General features: G+C 63.6%; 23 protein-coding genes. 12 read left to right on the forward strand and 11 right to left on the reverse strand.

The window, feature by feature from the left end; all coding sequences use genetic code 11:
* The first annotated feature begins 305 nt into the window (after positions 1-305).
* From SA190iCDA_RS00980 to aguA, 5 genes are all read left to right on the forward strand, one after another.
* Entirely contained in the window at positions 306-1,685 is a 1,380-nt protein-coding gene (locus SA190iCDA_RS00980; RefSeq protein WP_070885910.1) for a glutamine synthetase family protein, read from the forward strand.
* Between the two features lie 100 nt (positions 1,686-1,785).
* Entirely contained in the window at positions 1,786-2,847 is a 1,062-nt protein-coding gene (locus SA190iCDA_RS00985) for a polyamine ABC transporter substrate-binding protein (protein ID WP_070885909.1), read from the forward strand.
* Positions 2,848-3,471, forward strand: a complete 624-nt coding sequence (locus SA190iCDA_RS00990) for a TetR/AcrR family transcriptional regulator (protein WP_070885908.1) — start codon at positions 2,848-2,850, stop codon at positions 3,469-3,471. It abuts the gene before it with no gap.
* A gap of 238 nt (positions 3,472-3,709) precedes the next feature.
* On the forward strand, positions 3,710-4,588 hold the full coding sequence (aguB, locus tag SA190iCDA_RS00995; protein ID WP_070885907.1) for an N-carbamoylputrescine amidase: 879 nt from the start codon (positions 3,710-3,712) through the stop codon (positions 4,586-4,588).
* Positions 4,589-4,612: 24 nt separating this feature from the next.
* Positions 4,613-5,719, forward strand: coding sequence for an agmatine deiminase (aguA, locus tag SA190iCDA_RS01000; protein WP_070885906.1), 1,107 nt, complete (start codon positions 4,613-4,615; stop codon positions 5,717-5,719).
* Between the two features lie 100 nt (positions 5,720-5,819).
* Here the strand turns inward: aguA and SA190iCDA_RS01005 are convergent, their stop codons facing one another.
* The gene (locus SA190iCDA_RS01005) at positions 5,820-7,172 is read right to left on the reverse strand and encodes an OprD family porin (protein WP_070885905.1); all 1,353 of its coding nucleotides are present in this window, start codon (positions 7,170-7,172) and stop codon (positions 5,820-5,822) included.
* Positions 7,173-7,337: 165 nt separating this feature from the next.
* Between SA190iCDA_RS01005 and SA190iCDA_RS01010 the strand changes: the two genes are divergently transcribed.
* Entirely contained in the window at positions 7,338-7,604 is a 267-nt protein-coding gene (locus SA190iCDA_RS01010; RefSeq protein ID WP_139159483.1) for a hypothetical protein, read from the forward strand.
* On the opposite strand, the gene SA190iCDA_RS01015 is transcribed toward SA190iCDA_RS01010, so the two are convergent.
* Positions 7,594-8,559 carry a GGDEF domain-containing protein gene (locus tag SA190iCDA_RS01015; protein WP_070885904.1) on the reverse strand — a complete coding sequence of 322 codons (966 nt, stop codon included), beginning with the start codon at positions 8,557-8,559 and terminating at the stop codon, positions 7,594-7,596. The genes SA190iCDA_RS01010 and SA190iCDA_RS01015 overlap by 11 nt on opposite strands.
* A 158-nt stretch (positions 8,560-8,717) precedes the next feature.
* Positions 8,718-9,902 carry a delta-9 fatty acid desaturase DesA gene (gene desA / locus SA190iCDA_RS01020; protein WP_070885903.1) on the reverse strand — a complete coding sequence of 395 codons (1,185 nt, stop codon included), beginning with the start codon at positions 9,900-9,902 and terminating at the stop codon, positions 8,718-8,720.
* A 15-nt stretch (positions 9,903-9,917) separates the two neighbouring features.
* On the opposite strand from desA, the gene SA190iCDA_RS01025 reads away from it, so the two are divergent.
* The 4 genes from SA190iCDA_RS01025 to SA190iCDA_RS01040 all read left to right on the forward strand — a co-directional run bounded on the left by SA190iCDA_RS01025 (position 9,918) and on the right by SA190iCDA_RS01040 (position 11,080).
* Positions 9,918-10,166 (forward strand): hypothetical protein, encoded by a 249-nt coding sequence (locus SA190iCDA_RS01025; protein WP_139159482.1) that lies wholly within the window; start codon positions 9,918-9,920, stop codon positions 10,164-10,166.
* Between the two features lie 47 nt (positions 10,167-10,213).
* Entirely contained in the window at positions 10,214-10,360 is a 147-nt protein-coding gene (locus SA190iCDA_RS01030) for a hypothetical protein (protein ID WP_170833944.1), read from the forward strand.
* Between the two features lie 82 nt (positions 10,361-10,442).
* Positions 10,443-10,739, forward strand: a complete 297-nt coding sequence (locus tag SA190iCDA_RS01035; RefSeq protein WP_070885902.1) for a diguanylate cyclase domain-containing protein — start codon at positions 10,443-10,445, stop codon at positions 10,737-10,739.
* A 5-nt stretch (positions 10,740-10,744) separates the two neighbouring features.
* Positions 10,745-11,080, forward strand: a complete 336-nt coding sequence (locus SA190iCDA_RS01040) for an EAL domain-containing protein (RefSeq protein WP_236101188.1) — start codon at positions 10,745-10,747, stop codon at positions 11,078-11,080.
* On the opposite strand, the gene SA190iCDA_RS01045 is transcribed toward SA190iCDA_RS01040, so the two are convergent.
* Positions 11,008-11,685, reverse strand: coding sequence for a glutathione S-transferase N-terminal domain-containing protein (locus SA190iCDA_RS01045; RefSeq protein ID WP_070885901.1), 678 nt, complete (start codon positions 11,683-11,685; stop codon positions 11,008-11,010). The genes SA190iCDA_RS01040 and SA190iCDA_RS01045 overlap by 73 nt on opposite strands.
* Before the next feature lie 236 nt (positions 11,686-11,921).
* Between SA190iCDA_RS01045 and yccS the strand changes: the two genes are divergently transcribed.
* Positions 11,922-14,111 (forward strand): YccS family putative transporter, encoded by a 2,190-nt coding sequence (yccS, locus tag SA190iCDA_RS01050; protein WP_070885900.1) that lies wholly within the window; start codon positions 11,922-11,924, stop codon positions 14,109-14,111.
* A gap of 5 nt (positions 14,112-14,116) precedes the next feature.
* A complete protein-coding gene (locus SA190iCDA_RS01055) occupies positions 14,117-14,599 on the forward strand; it encodes a GreA/GreB family elongation factor (protein ID WP_070885899.1) in 483 nt (160 codons plus the stop codon).
* On the opposite strand, the gene SA190iCDA_RS01060 is transcribed toward SA190iCDA_RS01055, so the two are convergent.
* The 7 genes from SA190iCDA_RS01060 to SA190iCDA_RS01090 form a co-directional block, all read right to left on the reverse strand.
* On the reverse strand, positions 14,583-15,098 hold the full coding sequence (locus tag SA190iCDA_RS01060; protein ID WP_070886188.1) for a M48 family metallopeptidase: 516 nt from the start codon (positions 15,096-15,098) through the stop codon (positions 14,583-14,585). The genes SA190iCDA_RS01055 and SA190iCDA_RS01060 overlap by 17 nt on opposite strands.
* 44 nt (positions 15,099-15,142) lie before the next feature.
* The gene (locus tag SA190iCDA_RS01065; RefSeq protein ID WP_070886187.1) at positions 15,143-16,228 is read right to left on the reverse strand and encodes a PQQ-dependent sugar dehydrogenase; all 1,086 of its coding nucleotides are present in this window, start codon (positions 16,226-16,228) and stop codon (positions 15,143-15,145) included.
* 23 nt (positions 16,229-16,251) lie between these two features.
* Positions 16,252-16,695 (reverse strand): hypothetical protein, encoded by a 444-nt coding sequence (locus SA190iCDA_RS01070; RefSeq protein WP_070885898.1) that lies wholly within the window; start codon positions 16,693-16,695, stop codon positions 16,252-16,254.
* Positions 16,696-16,911: 216 nt separating this feature from the next.
* Positions 16,912-17,976 carry a class II fructose-bisphosphate aldolase gene (gene fba, locus SA190iCDA_RS01075; protein WP_070885897.1) on the reverse strand — a complete coding sequence of 355 codons (1,065 nt, stop codon included), beginning with the start codon at positions 17,974-17,976 and terminating at the stop codon, positions 16,912-16,914.
* Between the two features lie 101 nt (positions 17,977-18,077).
* Positions 18,078-18,407 carry an MliC family protein gene (locus SA190iCDA_RS01080; protein WP_070885896.1) on the reverse strand — a complete coding sequence of 110 codons (330 nt, stop codon included), beginning with the start codon at positions 18,405-18,407 and terminating at the stop codon, positions 18,078-18,080.
* Positions 18,408-18,422: 15 nt separating this feature from the next.
* Positions 18,423-18,617: a hypothetical protein gene (locus SA190iCDA_RS01085; protein ID WP_070885895.1), complete on the reverse strand. Its 195-nt coding sequence runs from the start codon at positions 18,615-18,617 to the stop codon at positions 18,423-18,425.
* Positions 18,618-18,728: 111 nt separating this feature from the next.
* Positions 18,729-19,898, reverse strand: coding sequence for a phosphoglycerate kinase (locus SA190iCDA_RS01090; protein ID WP_419203827.1), 1,170 nt, complete (start codon positions 19,896-19,898; stop codon positions 18,729-18,731).
* Position 19,899 lies beyond the last annotated feature (1 nt).

Consider the following 19,899-nt stretch of genomic DNA (forward strand, 5'->3'; position numbering starts at 1 on the left):
AATGACGCCGGACAGCGACACGCAGCTCATGCAACACCCGTATTGTTGGATTATCTGGGGTTTCACCGAGCTTAGTCTTGTTCGTTTTTTTACACAACCGGTTCGTGTCGGCTCGTGGAAGTCGGCCATCGAAGCCTAAAACGGTGCAGCGCTTTTTTGCAGAAATGCCCTGAAACGCCCTAAAAATGGCCACCACGCCCTCGATTGGGGCAGTATCAGGCTGCCTTGACAGCATCTGGCGTTTGGGATTGACTCGCGGTGTGTCAGCAGTTGATTGATATTTTTAACAACATAGGTGTTGCATCATGTCGGTACCCCCGCGTGCCGTTCAGCTCAATGAAGCGAACGCGTTCCTCAAGGAACATCCTGAGGTTCAGTTCGTCGACCTTCTGATTGCAGATATGAATGGCGTCGTGCGCGGCAAGCGCATCGAACGTGCCAGCCTCCACAAGGTGTACGAAAAAGGCATCAACCTGCCCGCTTCGCTGTTCGCCCTGGACATCAACGGCGCCACCGTCGAGAGCACAGGCCTGGGCCTGGATATCGGCGACGCCGACCGTATCTGCTTCCCCATCCCCGATACCCTGTGCAAGGAGCCCTGGCAGAAGCGCCCGACCGCGCAACTGCTGATGACCATGCACGAACTGGACGGCAGCCCCTTCTTTGCCGACCCACGAGAGGTATTGCGTCAGGTGGTACAGAAGTTCGACGAACTCGGCCTGACCATCTGTGCGGCCTTCGAACTCGAGTTCTACCTGATCGACCAGGAGAACGTGAATGGCCGTCCGCAACCGCCGCGCTCGCCGATCTCCGGCAAGCGCCCGCATTCCACCCAGGTCTATCTGATCGACGACCTCGACGAGTACGTCGACTGCCTGCAGGACATGCTCGAAGCCGCCAAGGAACAGGCGCTGCCGGCCGACGCCATCGTCAAGGAAAGTGCGCCTGCGCAGTTCGAGGTCAACCTGCACCACACCAAGGATGCGCTCAAGGCCTGCGACCATGCGCTGCTGCTCAAGCGCCTGATCAAGAACATCGCCTACGACCATGAAATGGATTCCACCTTCATGGCCAAGCCCTACCCGGGCCAGGCGGGCAACGGTCTGCACGTGCATATCTCGCTGCTCGACAAGAAGACCGGGCAGAACATCTTCGCCACCGACGATCCGGAGCAGCACGCGCCGCTGCGCCATGCCATCGCCGGGATCCTCGACACCATGCCGGCGTCGATGGCCTTCCTGTGTCCGAACGTCAACTCCTACCGCCGTTTCGGCGCGCAGTTCTACGTACCCAATGCGCCGAGCTGGGGCCTGGACAACCGCACCGTGGCGGTACGCGTGCCGACCGGCAGCAGCGATGCGATCCGCATCGAACACCGCGTGGCCGGTGCCGATGCCAACCCGTACCTGATGATGGCGGCTATCCTCGCCGGTATTCACCACGGCCTGACCAACAGGCTGGATCCGGGTGAGCCCATCGAGGGCAACTCCTACGAGCAGCTCGAGCAGAGCCTGCCGAACAACCTGCGCGATGCCCTGCGTGAGCTGGACGACAGCGAGGTGCTCAACAAGTACATCAGCCCGGATTACATCGACATCTTCGTGGCCTGCAAGGAAGCCGAGCTGCAGGAGTTCGAGACCACCATCTCCGACCTCGAGTACAACTGGTACCTGCACACCGTGTAACCCCTGAAACGCCGGCATTAGCCGGCGTTTTCACAGGCGAGGCCGGCAGGCTGCGCCTGACGCACCACCAATTGTCCCCATTGCTATCAGGATGATCGCCATGATCCGACGTCTCGCCCTTCTGCTAGCTCTCGCCCCGGCCTCGGCAATGACTGCCGCCAGCGACGGCATCCGGGTCTACAACTGGAATGACTACATCGCTCCCGAGGTGCTGGAACGCTTCCAGAACGAAACCGGGATCACGGTCGACTACCACACCTTCAGCACAGCCGAAGAACTCGACGCGGTGATGGCCAGCGGCGAGCCCATCGACATCGCAGTGGTCTCGCACAATACGCTGCCTCAGCTGATCAGCGACGGCAAATTGCAACCTCTGGATTTGCCGCAGCTGAGCAATCGCGCGCACCTGGATCAGGATCTGCTGAAAAAGCTCGCCGCCGTCGATGCCGGTAACCGCCATGCCGTTCCGTACCTGTGGGGTGCGGTCGGTCTGGCGATCAACCGGCCCAAGGCGGAAGCGGCCTACGGCGGGCCGCTGCCGCAAAGCTGGAGCCTGTTCTTCGACCCGGCCCAGAGCGCGCGCCTGGCGAGTTGCGGCATCAGCTCCCTGGATGCGCCGGCGGAGGTGCTGTCGGTGCTGTTCAACTACCAGGGGCGCAGCCTGGCACGCGCCGCTCCGGCGCGGATCAAGCGCGCAGGCGAGTTGCTGACGCAGGTGCGACCGAACCTGCGCTATGTGGACAGCGAGCGCTACATCGACGACCTCGACAATGGCCGCCTGTGCATGGCGCTCGCCTGGGTGGGTGACGCCCTGAGCGCTGCCAGAAAGGGCCAGCCGGTGACCTTCGTGATCCCTGACGAGGGCTCGGTGTTGTTCATCGACAGCCTGGTGATTCCCAGCAGCGCAGCCCGCGCGGACCTGGCCCATCGCCTTATCGACTACCTGATGCAACCCGAGGTGGCGGCCCAGATCACCGGTGAGACGCTGTATCCCAGTGGCAATGCCGACGCCAGGCAGTTTCTCGACAGCAGCCTGAGCGGCGAGCCCGCCCTCTATCCCGACGCCGAACTGAAACGCCGGCTGCATATGCTGGAAACCCTGCCCGCCAAACAGGCCGAGGTTCGCGAAGCGGCCTGGGAGGGCTTTCGTGAGGGCGCCTGATTGACCACCCGAAAACCCCGTGCCAGCAGCCAGGCCCGTATCGAACAGATCCTCGGTGCAGCCCGCACCCTGCTCGCCGAGCAGGGCGTGGCGGCGCTGTCGATCTACACCGTGGCCGAACGCGCAGTTATCGCCCCCTCATCGATCTACCACTTCTTTCCCAGCGTGCCCGCCCTGCTGCAGGCGCTAACCGCCGATGTGCACCACGCCTTTCGCGCCTGCCTGCAGGAGCCCATCGATGCTGAGCGGCTGCATGGCTGGCGCGACCTCGCTCGACTCATCGAGCAGCGCATGCTGAGCATCTATGCCGGCGATGCCGCAGCCCGGCAACTGATCCTTGCCCAGCATGGTCTCGCCGAGGTGGCCCAGGCCGACCGCCAGCACGATATCGAACTCAGCCAGCAGAACCGCGCACTGTTCGACCGCTATTTCGAGCTGCCGGCCCTGCCGGAGGATATCGATGTATTTGCCCTGGCCATGGAGCTGGGTGACCGTGTCTACGCCCGCTCGATTCACCAGCACGGCGAAATCACGCCACGCTATGCCGAGGAAGGCCTGCGAGTGTTCGAAGCCTATCTGGGACTGTACCTGCCACCCTTCCTGCGCAAACGCGCAGCGCCTTGATGGGCGCCGTATCGGTGACACATGGTCAACTAGAGTCACCAATCCGAACGATTCACCGGGATACAAATATTTATCGGTAAATTCCGCCCTTTAACAGCTATACCGCCAATGAAATCGTTTTTAAAATCGATATTTATCGACTATAAGACCACCCTGAAGTGGACATTCTTGTCCTCGTCCGCTTGAATCGATAGCGCTGCCGATATCGGCACTGTGATCCATTGTCTGGAGGCTGCTCATGTCTCGCACCGTCACCGTGGCGGCCACTCAAATGGCCTGCGCCACGGATACCGCGACGAACATCGCCAATGCCGAAAAGCACGTGCGCGAAGCGGCAGGCAGGGGTGCCCAGATCATCCTGCTGCAAGCGCTGTTCGAGACGCCGTATTTCTGTCAGAAACCCAACCCGGACTTCCTGCAACTGGCCACGCGGGTGGATGACAACCCGGCCATCAGGCATTTCCAGACCCTGGCCAGGGAACTGCAGGTGGTCCTGCCGATCAGCTTCTACGAACTGGCCGGGCAGGCGCGCTTCAACAGCGTGGCGGTGATCGATGCCGACGGCAGGAACCTCGGCATCTATCGCCAGAGCCATCTCCCCGATGGCGCCGGCTACCAGGAGCGGTACTGCTTCGCCCCCGGCGACAGCGGCTTCAAGGTGTGGAATACCCGCTACGCCCGAATCGGCGTCGGTATCTGCTGGGACCAGTGGTTTCCCGAATGTGCCCGTGCCATGGCCCTGCAGGGTGCCGAGGTGCTGCTCTACCCGACCGCCATCGGCAGCGAACTCGATGACGCCAGCATCCTTGCGCGCGACCATTGGCAACGGGTGCAACAGGGCCACGCGGGCGCCAACCTGATGCCGCTGGTCGCCAGCAACCGCATCGGCGTGGAACAGCAGGACGGCTACGCCATCAGCTTCCATGGCTCATCCTTCATCGCCAACCAGTTCGGCGAGAAGGTCGAAGAACTCGGCGAGAGCGAGGCCGGCGTGCGGGTGCACAGTTTCGATCTCGCCAAGCTGGAGCAGGTGCGCAGCGCCTGGGGCACATTCCGGGATCGCCGCCCCGACCTGTATACGCCATTGACACCCCCGGATGGCACCCCTGCCTCCTGAACCCACAGACCAACGGAGCACGCCATGACCACGCTGACCTCGACACCTCGCGCCGACGGCTATCGCATGCCGGCCGAATGGGAACCCCACAGCCAGACCTGGATGGTATGGCCGGAGCGCCCGGATAACTGGCGCCTGGGCGGCAAGCCTGCGCAGCACGCCTTCACGGCGGTTGCCAGGGCGATCGCCGAGTTCGAAGCAGTGACCGTCTGCGCCTCGGCGGCACAGTACGAAAATGCCTGCGCGCACCTGCAGCACGAGCGCATCCGGGTCGTCGAAATGACCACTGACGATGCCTGGGTGCGCGACACCGGCCCGACCTTCGTGACCAACACCCAGGGCGAACTGCGCGGCGTGGACTGGGGTTTCAACGCCTGGGGCGGTTTCGACGGCGGCTTGTACTTCCCGTGGCTGCGCGACGATCAGGTGGCCAGCAAGATCCTCAACATCGAAGGCTGCGACCGTTATCGCACCGAGGGTTTCGTGCTCGAGGGCGGCTCGATCCACGTCGACGGCGAAGGCACCCTGATCACCACCGAAGAGTGCCTGCTCAATCACAACCGCAACCCGCACCTGAGCCGCGAGCAGATAGAAGCCGTGCTGGCCGATCACCTGGCCATCGACACCGTGATCTGGCTGCCCCATGGCCTGTACAACGACGAGACCGACGGCCACGTCGACAACTTCTGCTGCTACGTGCGCCCGGGTGAAGTGCTGCTGGCCTGGACCGACGATCCGCAAGATCCCAACTACAGCCGGTGCCAGCAAGCCATGGGTGCACTGGAAAACGCCCGCGACGCCAAAGGCCGCAAGCTGACCGTACACAAGATGCCGATTCCGGGCCCGCTGCATGCCACCGAGGAAGAATGCGCCGGTGTCGACCGCGTACTCGGCAGCCAGGAGCGCAGCCCACAGGTACGTCTGGCCGGCTCCTACGTGAACTTCCTGATCGTCAACGGCGGCATCGTCGCGCCCAGCTTCGACGATCCCAAGGACCAGGAAGCCAAGGCCATTCTCGAACGCCTGTTCCCGGATCATCGCGTGGTGATGGTGCCAGGCCGGGAAATCCTGCTGGGCGGCGGCAATATCCATTGCATCACCCAGCAGCAGCCGGTGGCGACCGCCCGCTGACCGCAGCGCCCTGCAGATGTGCAGAAAAACAAAAGCCCGGAACCAGTCCGGGCTTTTGCATTTGAACGGGCCGCCGCGTGGCGCGGCCCATCAAGACAGCTTAGAGCAAAGGGATGCTATAGCTGACGATCAGGCGGTTCTGGTCTACGTCACCGGTCGAGGTTTCGCTGCGCAGCGAGGCATTACGCCAGGCGAAGCCCAGGCCCTTGGCAGCGCCTTGCTGTACCACGTAGCTGAGGGTCAGGTCACGTTCCCACTCTTTGAGGTCGCTACCAGCCGACTTAATATTGTCGCCTTTCATGTACAGCACGTTGGCGGTCAGGCCCGGTACGCCGATCTTGCCGAAGTCGTAGCCGTACTGGGTGATCCAGGTACGCTCGCCGGCGCGACCGAAGTTGGTGATCTGACGGTCGGTGATCAGGTAGGTGGTTGCACCACCCTGGCCTGGGATCGAGCCCTGGTTCAGCTGGATGAAGTTGCTGTCACCGGAAACCTGCTGGTAACCGGCGCTCAGCGCGTGGCCTTCCAGGCTGTAGGTGAAGAACGCACTCCAGGTACGGTTATCGACTTCGCCGGTACCAATGGCATTGCCAGCGGCATTACGGCCGTAATAACCCGAGCCGACATAACCGTCCGCACGACCAGCGGCACTGCCGTTCTTGCCGTCGGAACTGGTATCGAAATAGCGCAGGTCGGATTTCAGCGAGCCAGCACCCAGCGCCAGGGTATGGGTCAAGCCCAGGAAGTGCTGCTTGTAGAAGTCATCCAGGTTGCCGTAGTAGTACTGAACCAGCAGATCCTTGTTGATCTTGTAGTCAGCGCCGCCGTAGTAGAACTTGTTGCTGTCGGCACCCGCACCGGCGCCAGCGATAGCCAGCGAGTCGGCGTTACTGGAAGTACGGCCCTTGGCGTGCTCCAGCTGACCGGCAATCAGGGTCAGGTTGTCGATCTCGTTGGAGGTGATCTGCGCGCCTTCGAAGGTCTGCGGGATCAGACGACCATCGTTGAAGGTCACCACCGGCAGTTTCGGCTGCAGGGTGCCAACATGGGCAACGGTCTTGGAGAAACGGATCTTGCCGGTCAGGCCCAGGCTGCTGAACTCGTCACGAGCGCTGCCATCGCTTTCCAGCGGGAACAAGGCGCTTGGGGTGCGGGACTGACCAGCTTTGCCGGCACGACCACCACCATCCAGACGTACGCCCAGCAGGCCGATAGCGTCAACCCCTACGCCTACTGTGCCTTCAGTGAAACCCGACTGCAGATTCAGTTGGAACGCCTGGCCCCACTCTTTGCTGCTGGGCGAATCGGTATCGCGAATATCGTTATTGAAATAGAAGTTACGCAGATCCAGCTTGGCCGTGCTGTCTTCGATAAAGGCGGCGTTGGCAACGTTGCCCAGGGTCAGACCCAGAGTGCCGGCGGCTACGGCCAGCGCCAGGGAAGCTTTTTTCATCGTGATCTCTCCAGTGTTCTGTTCTTTTATTGGTGGTGCACATCGGTCTGGAAGGTGCCGCGTACTAGGCGTGCAGCCAGCCGAATTCGGGTAGCGCCGTGAGGTAGCAGGCAGCCGGAAGGCGCCACAGCTATTGGCACGGCAATACGAAATTCAAGGGTAAGGATGAAACAGGTTGGTCTGGCTGCTGCAGCGACAGGCAAAGGGCATCGTCAGATTCTCGGCTTATTATTGTCGGCCTTTGAAGGCCGTTGCTGTGAATTTAGCACAGCAGATTGCATGCCATGGACGACCAAAGTCGCATTACAGCCTACATTTCAATATGTTACTGGCAAAATGACAGGAAGTGACGGTCGCTCATCGATAAAAATGAGCGAGTATCCGCTGAAAAGCGAAGGGAATAAGGCGAATTTCCGCCAAATCAGCTGGTGACGATCTGATTCTTGCCCTGGCGCTTGGCCTGATACATGGCCGCATCGGCGCGTGCATAGAGCACATCGAGCCCAGGATCGCCGCTGCGCAGGGACGTCAGGCCCTGGCTGACGGTGATACCGAAGGTCTTGCCTTCATGGCTGAACGACAGGCGCTGAATTTCCCGCTGCAGGCGCTGGGCAATCTGCGAGGCCAGTTCCGGCTCACAACCCGGGAACAGCGCCGCGAACTCCTCACCCCCAATCCGCCCGAACAGATCACCACGGCGCAGCACCGAGCTGGCGCAATTGGCCAGTTGCTGCAGCACCTGGTCGCCCACCTGATGGCCGAAGGTGTCATTGATGTGCTTGAAGTCGTCCAGGTCCAGGAGCAGAAAAGCCAGCGGCTGCCCATGGGTACGCGCCAGCTCGAACTCACTTTGGGCGCATTCGAAGAAGTGCCGCCGGTTGCTGCTCTGCGTCAGCACGTCGGTGGTCGCCAGGCGATGCAGCTCGCCTTCGAGCTGCTTCTTCTCGGTAATGTCCTCGGCGATACCAAAGATGATCGGCGAGGCGTGGGTCTCGCTCTGCCGGCCGATAAAGCACTTGTCGCTGAGCCAGCGGATTTCGCCATCGGCGCGGATGATCCGATACTCACGGGCCTCCACGGCGCCGGTCTCCAGCACCTTGGCCATGCTCTCGGCAGCGTACTCCAGATCATCCGGATAGATACTGTTGCGCCATTCGCCGTAGTCGGCCAGTAGCAAACCGGCCGAGCGGCCGAAAACCAGCTCGTAGGCCGGGCTGACGTAGATGATCTGCTGGGTCTCCCAGTCGAACGCCCAGAGTACGGCGTTCACACTGCCCAGCAGCGTACTGAACAGTTGCTCACGCTCGCGCAGCCGAGTGCCCTCGGCACGGCTGTGCAGCAAAGCCAGGGTCAGCTCCTCCAGGTCGATAGCAGCGAGTTCATCCATATACCGATCCAGAACATTGGCCTTTTGATTGCGGTGAAGGTCGCCAATGGGAATCGAAAAAGCCCGCCGAATGGCGGGCTTCTACAGGGCGACCGGGTCACAGCTATGACCATGGCCGCAGTGGGCGGTTCACCGCCCACTCAGCTTTGTGCGCTACGTCACGCGGCCGCGGGTCGCAGGGAATAGGTCTTCAGCTGCTCGGCGAAGTCACGCAGGGATTGAATGCCACTGGCCTCGGCATCCTGCACCCAATGCTTGATGGCCTCGAGCATGTCATGGCCGTTGGCACTGGTTCGCGCCCAGATCAATTGCAGGGCCAGACGCTTCTCGTAGATCACCTTGAGCGCCTGGCTGTGCGCCAGCATGGCATCGATATGCACCTGCTGCTTGTCGTGCAGCAGGCTCGGCTCACGGGAGAGCAGCCGCTTGGCGCGGCGGAACTGGTGACGAACCGACTCGTCGGCCTTGGCGAGCTCCTGCTTGACCAGCGGCCCGATCACCAGCTTGCGGTACTGGGCCATGATCTGGAAACGGTTGTTGAGGATGGCCATGGCGGTGTCCATGTCCAGAATCCCTTTGCCTGGTACCCGGTGGGCGATCGGCGCGACACGCTGAACCTTGGCGAGCCCCAGGAAGCTGAACAGTTTTATCCACGCCCAGCCCATGTCGAACTCCCAGGGCTTGACCGACAGCTTGGCGGAATTGGGGTAGGTGTGATGGTTGTTGTGCAGCTCCTCACCGCCAACGATGATGCCCCAGGGCACCAGATTGGTAGCCGCGTCGCGGCACTCGAAGTTGCGATAGCCGACGGCATGGCCCAGTCCGTTGATGACCCCGGCCGCCCAGAAGGGAATCCAGATCATCTGCACGGCCCATACGGTCAGCCCGAGTGCGCCGAACAGCAGCACATCGATGATCAGCATCAGCGACACACCGCCAATCGGGAAGCGCGAATAAACGTTACGCTCGATCCAGTCATCCGGGCAGTTCTTGCCATAGATGCGCAGGGTGTCCTCGTTCTTCGCCTCTTCGGCATACAATTCGGCGCCTTTGCGCATCACCGTGCCGAGCCCTTTGACCACCGGGCTGTGGGGGTCGTCGGCGGTCTCGCATTTGGCGTGGTGCTTGCGGTGGATGGCCGTCCACTCGCGGGTGTTCATGCCTGTGGTCATCCACAGCCAGAAACGGAAGAAGTGCTTGAGTGCAGGGTTCAGCTCCAGGGAGCGATGGGCCGAGTAACGGTGCAGATAGACCGTGACGGCCACGATGGTGACATGGGTCAGCAGCAGGGTGACGATGATGAGCTGCCAGACCGGCAAGTCGAGAAAACCGTTGTACCACATGGGCAGGGGTACCTCTTGCAGAGAGAAAGCGATGCGGACAAGGTGCCGCGCTTCCATTATCAACATCAACTGCCGGAAAACCACTTGGTCTTTTGGCTAAGGATGTTACAAGAATGGCCCAGCAATGAACTTTTCCAGCGACAGGGAAGCCGTTATCTGACCATGAGCACTCGCCAAGGCGCATCGTGCCTGACTTTGCGCTACCTGATAGACGCCGGCCGGTTGATCGTGTTCAGCGACCTGCTGCTGGCCCCCTCGACCTGACGGCCCGACAGACGGAGCAGGCCCAGGTCTGGAAGGGCCTGATATTCGTGCTGCTGACCAGCAACCTGCCGTATCTGATCAGCCGCCGCCTGGGCCACCAGGCGCGGATCGGCACGGCGCGGCGCGCCAGCGAGGAACGCCTCAGCCTGGCCTTGTCGGCCACCGAGGACGGTCTCCGGGACCTGCGCCGTTAGAGTCTGTATTACTCGCCTGGACGGCGAAATCTATCCGCAGTGTCAGTGCATCCGCGGCGACCACGGCCTGCTCAGCCGCTACGTGGCCGTGTTTTCCGACATCAGCGTGCTCGAGCATTCCCAGCAGGAACTCGACTACCGCGCCCACCACGATCTGCTGAGCACCCTGCCCAACCGCCTGCTGCTCAGCGAGCGCGTCGAACATACCCTGCCGCGCGCCCAGCGTGACGACGATCGCGGCGCCGTGCAGGTCGTGGATCTCGATCACTTCAAGCACATCAACGAAAGCCTCGGCCACAACGTCGGCGAACTGTTGCCAAGGCCACCAGCGAGCGGCTCGCCAGCAGGCTCGGCCCCGGCAGTACCCTGGCGCGTCTGAAGCGCCTGCCGGTACACAAGCTCAAGCTCGACCAGAGCTTCGTCGCGGGCCTGCCCGGGGACCAGGACGGCCTGGCGATCACCCGCGCGGTCAACGCCCTGGCTCACCGCACGGGGATGGAGGTGCTTGCAGAGGGCGTGGAGCGCGCCAAGCAGCGGGAGCGTCTGCGTCAGCTGGGCTGCGACTACGTTCAGGGCTACCTTATCGGTCGCCCGGTTCCCGCAAGGACCGGCTGCTGGCGTGACCCGCGTCGCGCCGGCGGCGCACCTCAGAACAACGCCTTGCGCGCTTCGCTGGTGAGCACTTCGTCGGGGCGCTGGCCGATGGCTTCGGCAACCTGATAGGCCCGCTGCACCGCAGGCCGCTTGCCCATGCGCGCCAGCCAGGCAGCCATGTTGGGGAAGTCTTCGAGGCGCTGGCGCTGCAGCTCCCAGCCCTTGGCCCAGGGATAGATGGCCATGTCGGCGATCGAATAGTCACCGGCCACGTACTCGCGCCCCTCGAGCTGACGATCCAGTACGCCATACAGGCGCGCCGTCTCTTTCACGTAGCGGTCGATGGCATAGGGAATCTGCTCCGGCGCGAAGCGCACGAAGTGATGGTTCTGCCCGGCCATTGGCCCCAGCCCGCCCATCTGCCAGTGCAGCCATTGCTGAACCTGCACGCGCAGACGCGGCTGCAGCGGCATGAAGCGGCCGATCTTGTCGGCCAGGTACTCGAGAATAGCCCCGGACTCGAACACCGAGATCGGCTCGCCGCCGTCGCTGGGATTGTTGTCGACGATGGCCGGGATCCGGTTGTTTGGCGAGATCTTCAGGAATGCCGGCTCGAACTGCTGGCCCTCACCGATATTGACGGGGTGCACGTGGTAGTCCAGCCCGCTCTCTTCGAGGAAGATGCTGATCTTGTGGCCATTGGGGGTCGTCCAGTAATGGAGGTCGATCATGGGGCGCTCCTGTCGAATGGTGGCGGCCGCCTGCCGGCACCGATGGGCAATGGGTAAATCTTGGAGCCGGGCGCCGCGCGCAGAGTTCAGGCGCGGTGACCCACCGGGCGGGCTCGACGTCAGCATGCGCAATGCGCAACGAAAGCGCCTCTCGCACTGAACGATGCGGGCAAGGCACAATCGAAACGCCGCGTTGAGCAGCGCGTCAGTCATTTTCCCTAAAGGTCGCGATCCGGATGCCGTCCCCCTCTTTGCGCCACTCGCTGCGTCGCCTCTGGGCACTGGACAAGTTCAGCTACAGCCTGCGGGTGTTCATTGCCCTGGGTGGCAGCCTGGCGCTGTGCTGGCATCAGGGCTGGATGCACAGCCTGATCCCGCTGTTTCTCGGGGTGATCGCCAGTGCCCTGGCAGAAACCGACGACAGCTGGCAGGGCCGCCTTACCGCGCTGCTGGTGACCCTGGGGTGCTTCAGTGCCGCAGCCTATACGGTCGAATTCCTGTTCCCCTATCCCTGGCTGTTCGTCAGCGCCCTGGCGCTGTCGGCCTTTGCCCTGACCATGCTCGGCGCCCTGGGCGAGCGCTTCGCCACGCTCGGTTCGGCCACCCTGATTCTGGCGGTGTACAGCATGATCGGCGTGGAGCAGCGCGGCGGCATCGCCGGGCTATGGCTGGAGCCCTTGCTGCTGGTGGCGGGCGCCGCCTGGTACGGTGCGCTCTCGGTGCTCTGGCATGCCTTGTTCGCCCACCAGCCGGTGCAGCAGAGCCTGGCCCGGCTGTTTCGTGAGCTGGGGCTGTACCTCAAGCTCAAGGCCGCGCTGTTCGAGCCGCTGCGCCAGTTGGACGTGGAGGCACGGCGCCTGGACCTGGCCAAGCAGAATGGTCGGGTGGTGGCGGCGCTCAACGCCACCAAGGAAATCATCCTGCACCGGGTCGGCAACGGGCGGCCCGGCCCGAAGGTCAGCCGCTACCTGAAGCTGTATTTTCTCGCCCAGGACATCCACGAGCGCGCCAGTTCCTCGCACTACCCTTACAACGCCCTGGCCGAAGCCTTTTTCCACAGCGACGTGATGTTCCGCTGCCAGCGCCTGCTGCGCCTGCACGGCAAGGCCTGCCATGCCCTGGCCCAGGCCATCGAGCTGCGCCAGCCGTTCGAGTACGGCGAGCACTACAGCCAGGCCCAGGCCGACCTGCAGGCATCCCTGGAACACCTGCGCATCCAGAGCAACCCGGCCTGGAAACACCTGCTGCGCTCACTCGGCGCCCTGGCCGGCAACCTCGGCACTCTCGACCGCCTGCTTGGCAGCGCCAGCAACCCCGACGCCCTGGCCGAAGAGCAGGACAGCTCGCTACTCGATCGCGAACCGCAGTCGCTGCGCGATGTATGGGAGCGCATCCGCCTGCAGCTCACCCCGACCTCGCTGCTGTTTCGCCATGCCCTGCGCCTGTCCATCGCCCTGGCTGCCGGTTATGGCGTGCTGCACTGGATTCACCCGACCCAGGGCTACTGGATCCTGCTCACCACCCTGTTCGTCTGCCAGCCCAACTACGGCGCCACGCGCATGAAGCTGGTGCAGCGCATCATCGGCACCGTACTCGGCCTGCTACTGGGCTGGGCACTGATCGACCTGTTCCCGGCGCAACTGATCCAGGCCTTCTTTGCGGTCGCCGCCGGCGTGGTGTTCTTCGCCACCCGCTCCAGCCGCTACACCGTGGCCACGGCGGCGATCACCTTGCTGGTGCTGTTCTGCTTCAACCAGGTGGGCGATGGCTACGGGCTGATCCTGCCGCGCCTGTTCGATACCCTGCTCGGCAGCTTGATCGCCGGCCTGGCGGTGTTCCTGATCCTGCCGGACTGGCAGGGGCGCCGGCTCAATCGTGTGGTGGCCAATACCCTGAGCTGCAACAGCACCTACCTGCGGCAGATCATGCGCCAGTACGCCGAAGGCAAGCGCGACGACCTGGCCTATCGCCTGGCCCGGCGCAATGCCCACAACGCCGACGCCGCCCTGTCGACCACCCTGGGCAACATGCTGATGGAGCCCGGGCACTTTCGTAAGGAGGCGGATATCGGCTTTCGTTTCCTGGTGCTCTCCCACACCCTGCTCAGCTACCTGTCCGGCCTGGGCGCACACCGGGGCGAAGCCCTGCTGGCCGACGAGCAGAACGAGCTGCCGGCCAGCGCCCTGCGCCTGGCCGACAGCCTCGACGAGATCGCCCGCGGCCTCAGCGAACAGACCCCAGTGGCCATCCAGAGCGACCATGAAGAGCACCTCGCCAGTTGCCTGGAGCAGATGCCCGATGACCTGGACGATGTCCAGCGCCTGGTGCAAACCCAGCTGTCGCTGATCGCCCGGCAGCTCGGCCCGTTGCGCACCCTGGCGGCGCACTTGCTCAAGAACCGCGAAAAGCCGGCGCACGAGGCCTGACCACCATGGACAAGCACGCCATCGTGCAGCAGGTCATCGAGCACCTGGGTCTCGAACTGCAGGCCGCCGAACAGGCGGCGCGAGCGGCCCATGAGACGGCCACCCATGAAGAGAACATCGCCGAGAACAAGTACGACACCCTTGGGCTGGAGGCCGCCTACCTGGCCGCAGGACAGGCTCGCCGGGTGGAGGAGATCGGCCTGCGCCTGCGCGTCTGGCGGCAGCTGCAGGTGCGCCCCTATCGGGATGATCAGGGCATTCGGCTGACCAGCCTGGTGCTGCTGGCCGACGAAGGTGACCAGCAGCGGTGGCTGTTTCTTGGCCCCGAAGGCGCGGCGATCAAGGTGCAGGTCGAGCAGTGCACGGTCCTGGTGTTGAGCCCCGATGCACCGCTCGGCCAGCGCCTGCTCGGGCGGCACATCGGTGACGAGGTCGAGCTGACCGTCGCCGGCCGCGCACAGCGCCACGAGATCATCGAAGCCTATTGATCCCAGCGGCCTGCAGGTCGCGCCAGGTCAGGTACAGGCGCAGGTCGAATTCCAGTTGCTGATAGTCCGGCAGCATGTACTCGCAGAGCTTGTAGAACGCCTTGTTGTGATCACTTTCCTTCAGATGCGCCAGCTCGTGCACCACGATCATCTGCAGGAACTGCGGCGCCGCCTCGCGAAACAGCGAGGCGACACGAATTTCCTTCTTGGCCTTGAGCTTGCCGCCCTGCACCCGGGAGATGCTGGTGTGCAGGCCGAGGGCGCGGTGGGTCAGGTCGAGGCGATTGTCGAACAGTACCTTGTCGACGGCTGGCGCATTCTTCAGGTGTTCCTGCTTGAGCGCCATGACATAGGCATACAGCGCCTTGTCGCTCTGGATCCCATGACGGCCGTCATAGCGCTGCGCCAGGTAATCACCCAGGCGCTCGCCGGCGATCATCTGGCGCACCTGATCCTGGAGCGAGGCGGGGTAACCCTGAAGGTATTTGAGCGGCGTCATGGCGTTACGGCGGATATGGCTGGCGGCCAATTATGCCCCTCGCGCTACAGCGGCACTACCCGCAGCAGGCGACCTTCGGCGTTATCGGTGAGCAGGTAGAGGGCGCCGTCCGGGCCGTCGTACACACCGCGAATGCGTTCCTCCAGCTCCTGGAACAGGATGTCTTCACCGGCCAGCCGGCCCTTGTCGAGCCGCACCCGGCGCACGCTCTTCTCCGCCAGGGTGGAGACGAACAGGTCGCCCTTCCAGTGCGGAAAGCGATCGCCGGTATAGAGCGCCAACCCGGAGGGCGCCACCGACGGCGTCCAGTGCAGCTCCGGCGCCAGGTAGCCGGGCAGCTCGGTGAAGGGCGTGACCATCGCCCCGGTGTAGTCGACGCCAAAGGACGTCAGCGGCCAGCCGTAGTTGCCACCGGCCTGCAGCAGGTTCAGCTCGTCGCCGCCCTTGGGGCCGTGCTCGTGGCTGTACAGGCGCTTGCGCTGCCGGTCATAGACGATGCCCTGCACGTTGCGGTGCCCCAGGCTGTAGATTTCCTCGGCGACGCCCGGCTGGCCGCGCAGCGGGTTGTCCGGCGGGACGCTGCCGTCGCGGTTCAGGCGCACCGTCTTGCCCAGGTGATTGGCCGGGTTCTGCGCCTGCTCGCGCCCGTCGAAGCCATCACCCAGGGTCAGCACCAGGGTGTCGTCAGGCAAGAAGGCGATCCGCCCACCGTAGTGGGAGGCGCCTGCCTTGGCCGGCTGGGCAGTGAACAGCACCTGGAAATCACGCAGCTCGCCGTCGACCAGGCGGGCGCGGGCCAGTCGGGTGTTGTTGGCGTCAGGCTCGCCATGGGCGTAGCTCAGGTAGATCCAGGGATCGCTGGCGAAGTGCGGATCCAGCGCCACTTCCATCAGCCCGGCCTGGGTGGCCACGAAGGGCGTCGGCAGTCCGCGGACCGGCTCGGCCTGCAGCTTGCCGCCGGCATCGATCAGGCGCAGTTGCCCGGTGCGCTCGGTCACCAGCATGCGGCCATCGGGTAAAAACGCCATGGACCAGGGGTGGGCCAGCCCGCCGGTGACGGTTTCGATACGGTAATCGGCGTGGGCCAGCGCGGCCGCGCAAAGCCCCGCTGCCAGCCAGGCAATTCTCACTACGCCATCCTTGATCGAGACCATCAGCGTGCGGCGCCGCTGAAACGTGCGAACACCAGGCTACCCAGGCTGCCGCAGAGCATCAGCGCCAGGGTGCCGGCCAGCGTGCGATTGGCGCCGATCAGGGTAGGCATCGGCGCGAAGGCATTGGCGGTGGCCAAGGCCAGCCACACCGCCAGGGCACCGGCGAGCAGAAATGCCAGCCAGCGCAGCCCGCCCTGGGCGGGCGCCAGCCGGGCGGTCAGCGGCAAGGCGACGATGAAGGCGGCGATCACCAGTGCGGCGAACGTGGGGCTGAAACCCAGCAGATCATGAGCGGTGGCCTGCAGGCGGATGCCTGGGGAGATGTTGGCACCGAGCTGCTGCAGGGCGGCGAGATTGAACTGGGTCTGAACGACGCTGCCGAGCACGCTAGCAACGAGCACGGCCAAGCCGAATGGCAGCCAGAGGCGAGAGTTTTGAGGCATGGGAGCCGACATCCTGAAACGCGTGGCGGCAGTATGGCGCAGCGCCTGCGTGGAGTCGGAAGAGGAGTTTTACATGGTTTTTCGTGAATCGGGAGATGCCCGCAGTAGCCGCGGTAGCGGCATGCACATCCGGCCGGAAATGCCGAGACCAGATGCAGGAAAGCCGCCTGCCCATCAGGGGCAGGCGGCTTTCAGGCTAGGCCATTGACGCTGCGATCAGTTGACCTTGGCGGTCAACTCACCCTTGGCGTAACGCTGGAACATGCCTTCCAGGGAGATCGGCTTGATCTTCGAGGCGTTGCCGGCAGTGCCGAAGGCTTCGTAGCGGGCGATGCACACGTCACGCATGGCTTCCACGGTCTTGGCGAAGTATTTGCGCGGGTCGAACTCGGCCGGGTTCTGCGCCATGAAACGGCGGATCGCACCAGTGGAGGCCAGACGCAGGTCGGTATCGATGTTGACCTTGCGCACGCCGTACTTGATGCCTTCGACGATCTCCTCGACCGGCACGCCGTAGGTTTCCTTGATGTCGCCACCGTACTCGTTGATGATCGCCAGCCAGTCCTGGGGTACCGAGCTGGAGCCGTGCATCACCAGGTGGGTGTTGGGGATGCGCTTGTGGATCTCCTTGATGCGCTCGATGGACAGCACATCGCCGGTAGGCGGCTTGGTGAACTTGTAGGCGCCGTGGCTGGTGCCGATGGCGATGGCCAGGGCATCGACCTGGGTGGCCTTGACGAAGGCCGCGGCTTCTTCCGGGTCGGTCAGCAGCTGGCTGTGATCGAGCACGCCTTCGGCGCCGACGCCGTCTTCTTCACCGGCCATGCCGGTTTCCAGGCTGCCCAGGCAGCCCAGCTCGCCTTCTACCGACACGCCGCAGGCGTGGGCGAAGGCAACGGTCTGCTGGGTCACGCGCACGTTGTAGTCGTAGTCGGCCGGGGTCTTGCCGTCTTCCTTCAGCGAGCCGTCCATCATCACCGAGCTGAAGCCCAGCTGGATGGAGCGCTGGCAGACGTCAGGGCTGGTGCCGTGGTCCTGGTGCATGCACACCGGGATGTGCGGGAATTCTTCGATCGCGGCGAGGATCAGGTGGCGCAGGAACGGCGCGCCAGCGTACTTGCGGGCACCTGCAGAGGCCTGGACGATGACCGGCGAATCGGTCTTGTCGGCGGCTTCCATGATGGCGCGCATCTGCTCGAGGTTGTTGACGTTGAAGGCCGGCACGCCGTAGCCGAATTCGGCGGCGTGGTCGAGCATCTGGCGCATGCTGATAAGTGCCATGTTTTGCTATCTCCCGATAGGGCTCGTTGATCGTGCAAGCCTGCCGCAGTGGCAGGCGCTATTCAAGTTTGCGCGAGCGGGCAGGCCCACTCGCCGGTCATTCAGGGCGCCTTGCAGCCGCGCCCGAGCAAATCGTCATTGGCGGTGCGGTAGACCAGGCCTTCCTCACCCTTGGCATGGAAGGACAGCGTGCCGTCGCTGTACAGCTCGCCGGAACCGGACGGCTCCAGGCTCAAGCGATGGACGACATCGCTGCCGCCCATGCGCACATCGACCTTTTCATGGGCCGGGTCGGCGTAGCGCCAGAACACTTCCGCCTGGCTGTCACACACCCAGCGATTCCATTGCTGGCTGTCGGCGTAGTCCTTGCCGGCACAGCCGGCAATCATGGCCAGCCCGAGCAACGCAGCAGCGTATTGATAACGGTTCATTGCACTCTCCTTGCTCTAGCAGTTCTGCTCGCCTACGGGCGGCGTCGAGTCACCGGTACTCTGCCCTTCGATGCGCTGATCTTCGCGGGTGGTCGGTAGATCGATTTCCGCCGGACTCAACACCTTGCAGGCTTCATCGCGTGGCGATCCGCCCCAGGCACAACCGCCCAGGACGACACACAAGCTCAATACCATGGTCAGGTTACGCATCGGTCACTCCTTGCTGGCTGATTTCCATACAAGGGTAATGACCACCGCCGCCCGCCAAGGTTTAGGGTCTGTACGAAACGGCCCGTACCGACCCCGACCGTCTAGACTCAATTACTCGGCTGCACGCTTCTGCAGGATTTCCACCGCTGGCAGTACCTTGCCCTCGACGAATTCGAGGAAGGCGCCGCCGCCGGTGGAGATATAGGAGATGCGCTGCGCCACGTCGTACTTGTCGATGGCCGCCAGGGTGTCGCCACCGCCAGCGATGGAGAACGCCGGGCTCTCGGCGATGGCCAGGGCCAGGGCCTTGGTGCCTTCACCGAACTGGTCGAACTCGAACACCCCGACCGGGCCGTTCCACAGGATGGTCTTCGAGGCCTTGAGCAGCTCGGCGAACTGTTTGGCGGTCTGCGGGCCGATGTCGAGGATCATGTCGTCCTCTGCCACGTCAGCCACAGCCTTGATGGTCGCGGCGGCGGACTCGGAGAACTCCTTGCCGACCACCACATCGACCGGCAGCGGTACGCTGACCTTGGCGGCGATGGCCTTGGCGGTGTCGACCAGGTCGGCTTCGTAAAGGGACTTGCCGACCGGATAACCGGCAGCGGCCAGGAAGGTGTTGGCGATGCCGCCACCGACGATCAGCTGGTCGCAAATGCCGCTCAGGCTGTTGAGCACGTCCAGCTTGGTCGACACCTTGGAACCGGCGACGATCGCCGCCATCGGTTTGGCCGGCGCGCCCAGGGCCTTGCCCAGGGCGTCCAGTTCGGCAGCCAGCAGCGGGCCGGCGGCGGCGACCTTGGCGAACTTGGCCACGCCGTGGGTCGAGCCTTCGGCGCGGTGGGCAGTGCCGAAAGCGTCCATCACGAACACGTCGCACAGGGCGGCGTATTGCTGGGCCAGCTCGTCGGCGTTCTTCTTTTCGCCCATGTTGAAGCGTACGTTCTCGAACAGCACCAGCTCACCGGCCTGCAGCTCGACACCGTTGAGGTAGTCCTTGACCAGCGGCACGTCGCGGCCCAGGGCCTTGCTCAGGTAGGCCGCCACTGGCGCCAGGCTGTTCTCTTCGCTGAACTCGCCTTCGGTCGGGCGACCGAGGTGCGAGCAGACCATCACCGCGGCGCCTTTTTCCAGGGCCAGCTTGATGGTCGGCAGCGCGGCGAGAATGCGCGCATCACTCTTCACAATGCCGTCCTTGACCGGCACGTTGAGGTCTTCACGGATCAGCACGCGCTTGCCTTGCAGATCAAGGTCGGCCATTTTCGCGATGTTCAGGGTCATT

Source organism: Pseudomonas argentinensis, assembly GCF_001839655.2.
In the GTDB taxonomy this organism is placed as follows: domain Bacteria; phylum Pseudomonadota; class Gammaproteobacteria; order Pseudomonadales; family Pseudomonadaceae; genus Aquipseudomonas; species Aquipseudomonas argentinensis_B.